5 protein-coding genes are annotated in these 5,590 nt (G+C 69.8%); 4 read left to right on the top strand and 1 reads right to left on the bottom strand.

Features of this window, described 5'->3' with window-relative positions:
* Positions 1-86: 86 nt before the first annotated feature.
* Positions 87-698, bottom strand: coding sequence for a DsbA family protein (locus tag LOY02_RS14875; RefSeq protein WP_317183145.1), 612 nt, complete (start codon positions 696-698; stop codon positions 87-89).
* A gap of 180 nt (positions 699-878) precedes the next feature.
* On the opposite strand from LOY02_RS14875, the gene pepN reads away from it, so the two are divergent.
* From pepN to LOY02_RS14855, 4 genes are all read left to right on the top strand, one after another.
* On the top strand, positions 879-3,443 hold the full coding sequence (gene pepN, locus LOY02_RS14870) for an aminopeptidase N (RefSeq protein WP_317183144.1): 2,565 nt from the start codon (positions 879-881) through the stop codon (positions 3,441-3,443).
* 18 nt (positions 3,444-3,461) lie between these two features.
* Positions 3,462-4,379 (top strand): mechanosensitive ion channel family protein, encoded by a 918-nt coding sequence (locus tag LOY02_RS14865; protein WP_317183143.1) that lies wholly within the window; start codon positions 3,462-3,464, stop codon positions 4,377-4,379.
* Positions 4,380-4,410: 31 nt separating this feature from the next.
* Positions 4,411-4,797: a globin gene (locus tag LOY02_RS14860; RefSeq protein ID WP_317183153.1), complete on the top strand. Its 387-nt coding sequence runs from the start codon at positions 4,411-4,413 to the stop codon at positions 4,795-4,797.
* A 111-nt stretch (positions 4,798-4,908) separates the two neighbouring features.
* Positions 4,909-5,568 carry a hypothetical protein gene (locus LOY02_RS14855; RefSeq protein WP_317183142.1) on the top strand — a complete coding sequence of 220 codons (660 nt, stop codon included), beginning with the start codon at positions 4,909-4,911 and terminating at the stop codon, positions 5,566-5,568.
* Positions 5,569-5,590 lie beyond the last annotated feature (22 nt).

Genomic DNA, 5,590 nt, shown 5'->3' with positions numbered 1-5,590 from the left:
GGGCGAGGTGTGGGGTGTGAGCGGGTGTCTGTCTGGTGCTGGGCACTGGAGTCGACTGGGGCCGAGAGCCGGACGACGTGGATCCGTCAGGTGAAGATCGGGCCCTGGGTGCGCGTGCGTTTCAGCTCGTAGAAGCCGGGTGTTCCGGCGACGAGGACGCAGCCGTCCCAGAGGCGTGCGGCGTCGTCTCCCTTGGGGGCGGGCGTGACGACCGGGCCGAAGAAGGCGATCCCCTCGACCGCGATGATCGGCGTGCCCACCTCCGTGCCGACGAGGCTGATGCCCCGTTTGTGGCTCCGGCGCAGGGCGGCGTCGTGCGTCTTGTGGTGCGCCGCGGAGGCGAGACGCTCGGGCAGGCCGACCTCTGCCAGGGCCTCGCGCGTCACCGCCTCGAGGTCCTTCATCCCGCCCGGGTGGATCCGGGTGCCCATGGCGTCGTAGAGCGGCTTGACGACCTCGTCACCGTGGGCCTCCGCAGCCGCGACGATGACGCGGACCGGACCCCAGGCGTTGTCCATGAGGAGGCGGTAGGCCGCGTCGAGGTCGCGGTGCTCGTTGAGCACCGCGAGGCTCATCACGGACCACGTGACCTCGATGTCACGCACCCGCTCGACCTCCATGAGCCAACGCGAGGTCATCCACGCCCACGGACAGATCGGGTCGAACCACATCTCCACGGGTGTGCGGTCGGTCGACATGGGCACATCCTCGCATCCGCCCAGTGCGGCCCGTACAGGACGTCTCCACAGGGTGTCCGCCACGAGGCATCGAGCCCCAACCGCGCAGGCCGCCATCCGTGCGAGGATGTCCACCGCGACGAGGCGTCTCCATCTGCGGACGACCAGTCACCCCCGAACCGTCCCACGAGGAGGCTCTCAGTGCCCGGCAAGAACTTGACCCGCGACGAGGCGGCGCAGCGCGCTGGCCTGCTGCGGGTCGACACCTACGACGTCCGTCTCGACCTGACCACGGGCCCGGAGACGTTCCGCACTGTGTCCACCGTGCGGTTCACGTGCTCCGAGCCGGGTGTGGACACCTTCATCGACCTCATCGCGGAGTCGGTGGAGCGGGTGACCCTCAACGGCGAGGACCTCGACCCTGCCGCGGTCTTCGACGACTCGCGGGTCGCCCTGCCCGGTCTTGCCGCCGCCAACGAGCTGACCGTCGAGGCCACCGGCCGCTACACCAACACCGGCGAGGGCCTGCACCGGTTCGTCGACCCGGTTGACAACGAGGTGTATCTCTACACCCAGTTCGAGGTGCCCGACTCGCGTCGCATGTTCGCCGTGTTCGAGCAGCCCGACCTCAAGGCCTCGTTCCGGTTCACGGTGACGGCGCCCGCGCACTGGAAGCTGATCTCCAACTCCCCCACGCCGCAGCCCACCCCGGCCGGCGTCGTCGACCACACCGAGGTCGCGACGTGGGCGTTCCCGCCGACCCAGCGCATCTCCTCCTACATCACGGCCCTCATCGCCGGTCCCTATGACGAGGTGCGCGACGAGGTCGCGACGCGGGCCGGCATCATCCCGCTCGGCGTCTTCTGCCGGAAGTCCCTCACCCAGCACCTCGACGCGGACAACATCTTCGACTGCACGAAGAAGGGCTTTGCCTTCTTCGAGGCCGAGTTCGACCACCCCTACCCGTTCGAGAAGTACGACCAGGTCTTCACGCCCGAGTACAACATGGGGGCGATGGAGAACGCCGGAGCGGTCACCATCACCGAGGCATACGTCTTCCGGTCCAAGGTCTCGGAGGCGCGGATCGAGCGGCGCGCCCTGACCATCCTCCACGAGCTGGCCCACATGTGGTTCGGCAACCTCGTGACGATGAAGTGGTGGGACGACCTCTGGCTCAACGAGTCGTTTGCCGAGTGGGCGTCGACGACCTGCCAGGCCGAGGCGACGCAGTGGCGCAGTGCGTGGACGACCTTCGGCACCGCGGAGAAGGCGTGGGCCTACACCCAGGACCAGCTCAGCTCGACTCACCCGATCGCCGCCGACATGCGTCACCTCGAGGACGTCGAGGTGAACTTCGACGGCATCACCTACGCCAAGGGCGCCTCGGTCCTCAAGCAGCTCGTCGCCTACGTCGGCCGCGAGCCGTTCGTCGCGGCCCTGCGCGAGTACTTCGCCAAGCACGCCTGGGGCAACACGACCTTGTCCGACCTGCTCAACCAGCTCGAGCGGGCGTCGGGCCGCGAGCTGAACTCGTGGTCCAAGCTGTGGCTCGAGACGGCCGGCGTCAACACCCTGCGCCCCGTCTTCGAGCTCGCTGCTGATGGCACCTATGCCTCGTTCTCCGTCGAGCAGACCGCCCTGGAGGCTCACCCCACCCTCCGCCCGCACCGGCTCGGCATCGGCCTCTACGACCGCGAGGGCGAGGCCCTGGTCCGACGTGCCTACCACGAGGTCGACGTCGACGGCCCCCGCACCGACATCGCCGAGCTCGTCGGTGAGGTCCAGCCCGACCTGCTGCTGCTCAACGACGACGACCTCGCCTACGCCAAGATCCGCCTCGACGAGCGGTCGCTGAGGACCGCCCTCGAGTTGCCGCGTGGCTTCGCTGACTCGCTGCCCCGCTCGCTCGTGCTCGGGGCGACGTGGGACATGACCAGAGATGCGGAGATGCCGGCGCGCGACTTCGTCCGTTTCGTGCTCGACTCGCTGCCCGGCGAAACCGACTCGACGCTGCTGCGCGTCCTCATCTCCCAGATCACCACGGCGACGCGCCTCTACACCGCGCCGACGCACCGAGCGGAGACGGCGGCTCTGCTGTCGTCGACCCTCCGAGGTCTCGCCGACGCGGCGGAGCCCGGCAGTGACGCCCAGTTCCAGCTCATCGAGGGTTGGGCGGACACCACGGTCGACCCCGCCGACGAGGCACACCTGCGCGGTCTGCTCTCCGGCGAGGTGACCCTGCCCGGCCTGGCGGTCGACACCGAGCTGCGCTGGACGTTCCTCAAGGCCCTGGCGGCACTCGGCGCCGCGGATGCCGCCGAGATCCAGGCGGAGCTCGACCGGGACCCGACTGCGACGGGCAAGGAGCGCGCGGCCGAGGCACTGGCCGCCCGCCCGACCGCCGAGGCCAAGGCAGACGCGTGGGCCAAGGCCGTCGTGCGCACGGACCTGCCGAACTCCGTGGTTCAGGCGATCGGCCACGGCTTCCGCCGCAGCACGGACCTCACGCTCCTCGAGCCCTACGTCGAGAAGTACCACGCCATGCTCATGGACGCCTGGGCCGCCCGGAGCGTCGCCATGGGCGAGCGAGTGGTCGGCGGCTTCTACCCGTTCGGTCTGGCCAACGCCGAGCTCAAGGCGGCGTCGGACGCGTGGCTCGAGGCCAACCCCGAGGCGCCGGCAGGCCTCGTGCGCACGGTCGCGGAGAACCGCGACAGCATCGCTCGCGCCCTCGAGGCGCAGGCGAGGGACGCCGAGCGCGACTGACGGGGACAGATCAGCCGTATGCCGCTCAGCTCAGTTCCGACTCTCACGTGGGCCCAGGTGGGTGACTGGCTCCTGGGGGCACCACTCCGGATCATCCTCACCATCGCCCTGGCGCTGGTGGCGCGGTGGCTGCTCCACCGCCTCATCGGTCGGGTCGTCGACTCGGCCACGAGTCGGCACGCCGAGCGCGCCTCGGAGCTGCCGGGGACGGGCCAGAAGCTGGCGCAGTCGATGGGGGTGGCGCAGGAACGGTACCTCCAACGCACGAGGACGATGGGCTCGCTGCTGCGCAGTCTCGTCACCGTCGTCGTCGCCACCCTGGCCGGTCTCACCGTCATGGCGGTGCTCGAGATCCCCCTCGCCCCGCTGCTCGCCTCCGCCGGCGTGGGTGGTGTGGCTCTCGGCTTCGGCGCGCAGAGCCTCGTCAAGGACTTCCTGTCGGGGATCTTCATGATCGTGGAGGACCAGTACGGCGTGGGCGACGTCATCGACACGGGCGAGGCCGTCGGCACCGTGGAGGACGTCTCGCTGCGGATCACCCAGCTGCGTGACGCGAACGGCGTGATCTGGTATGTCCGCAATGGTGAGATCGTCCGCATCGGCAACCGGTCGCAGGGCTGGTCGACGGCCATCGTGGACGTTCCGGTCCCCTACGACGAGGACATCGAGCGAGCCATGGGGATCATCCGCGAGGTCATCGACGACCTCCGGGGCTCCGCTCCTTGGGACGAGAAGCTCCTCGAGTCGGGGACCGTGGGTGTCGAGTCGATGTCCGGCGGTGTCGTCACGATCCGCGTCCTGACCAGGACCGTGGCGCAGGAGCACTTCTCGGTGCAGCGCGAGCTGCGCGAGCGGATCAAGGTCGCCTTCGATCGGGAGGGGGTCCGCTCCCCAGCAGTGCTCCCGGGGGTGCCACCCTACGGAGGCCCGGCCTGAGGTGCGTGGGGTGTCTGGGACAATCGGCAGCGTGACGTACTACGACGACTTCGGTGGGCACGAGACCTTCGCCAAGCTCGTGCGGGAGTTCTACCGAGGGGTCGCCCAGGACGAGGAGCTGCGCGCCCTCTATCCCGAGGACGACCTCGGCCCTGCCGAGGACCGGCTCCGGATGTTCTTCGAGCAGTACTGGGGCGGGCCCACGACGTACTCGGAGCAGCGCGGGCACCCGCGGCTGCGGATGCGGCACGTGCCCTACGCCGTCACGCCCGACATGCGTGACCGGTGGCTGCTCCACATGATGAACGCCGTCGACACCCTGGACCTCGAGTCAGAGCTCGACGACCGGTTGCGCGACTACCTCACCCGTGCTGCCTACTCCCTCGTGAACTCGCCGGGGCCTGACGGGGTCTTCTGAGCTCACAGCAACTCACAGGTCACGCAGAGGCGCCTGCTTGGTCGGCACGGTTGTGTGGAGCCCATCACGACAGGACGCCCGCAGAGGTGCGGGCAGAAGGAGAGGCTCCCCATGTTGCCCCACACCAAGAAGGTCGCCGGCGCCGCTGCGGTCGGCGTCACCGCCGTGGCCCTCGGTCTCGGTTTCTCGAGCGTCGCGCAGGCGGACGAGACCACGCCGTCACCGACGACGACCAACCAGCGCGACTCCTCCTGGGACGAACGTGTCGGGTCCCATGGCCCGGGCCACGGGGCGCGACACGGTGGCGGCACGCACGTCGGCCTCTCCAGCCTCGCCGAGAAGCTCGGCGTCGACGAGGCGAAGCTCCAGGACGCGATGAGCGCCGTCCGCGACGACCTTCGGGGCGACCTGGACGACCTGCGTGACGACGTCCGCGACGGCACGGTCGATCGCGAGACCATCCGCGAAGACATGCAGCAGAAGCACGCAGCCGCGCTCGCCGAGGAGCTCGGGATCGACGCGAGCGAGGTCGAGGCGGCCCTCGACGAGATCCGCGCCGACCACGAGGCCCAGCGTGAGCAGGCCGTTGCGGAGCGGCTCGACCAGGCGGTCGAGGATGGCACGCTGACGCAGGCCGAGGCCGACGCGGTCAAGAAGGCCATCGACGAGGGCGTCATCGGCGGCGGGCCGGGTCGTGGCATGGGCGGACCCATGCGCGGTGGCATGGGCGGTGGCATGGGCGGACCCATGGGCAGTGCCATGGGCGCCTGACCCCGACCCCGGACTTCCCCGG

It is taken from the genome of Intrasporangium sp. (assembly GCF_032907665.1).
Classification (GTDB): domain Bacteria; phylum Actinomycetota; class Actinomycetes; order Actinomycetales; family Dermatophilaceae; genus Intrasporangium.
The sequence above is the reverse complement of the archived record's forward strand: the minus strand, read 5'-3'. Positions and strand labels throughout refer to the sequence as shown.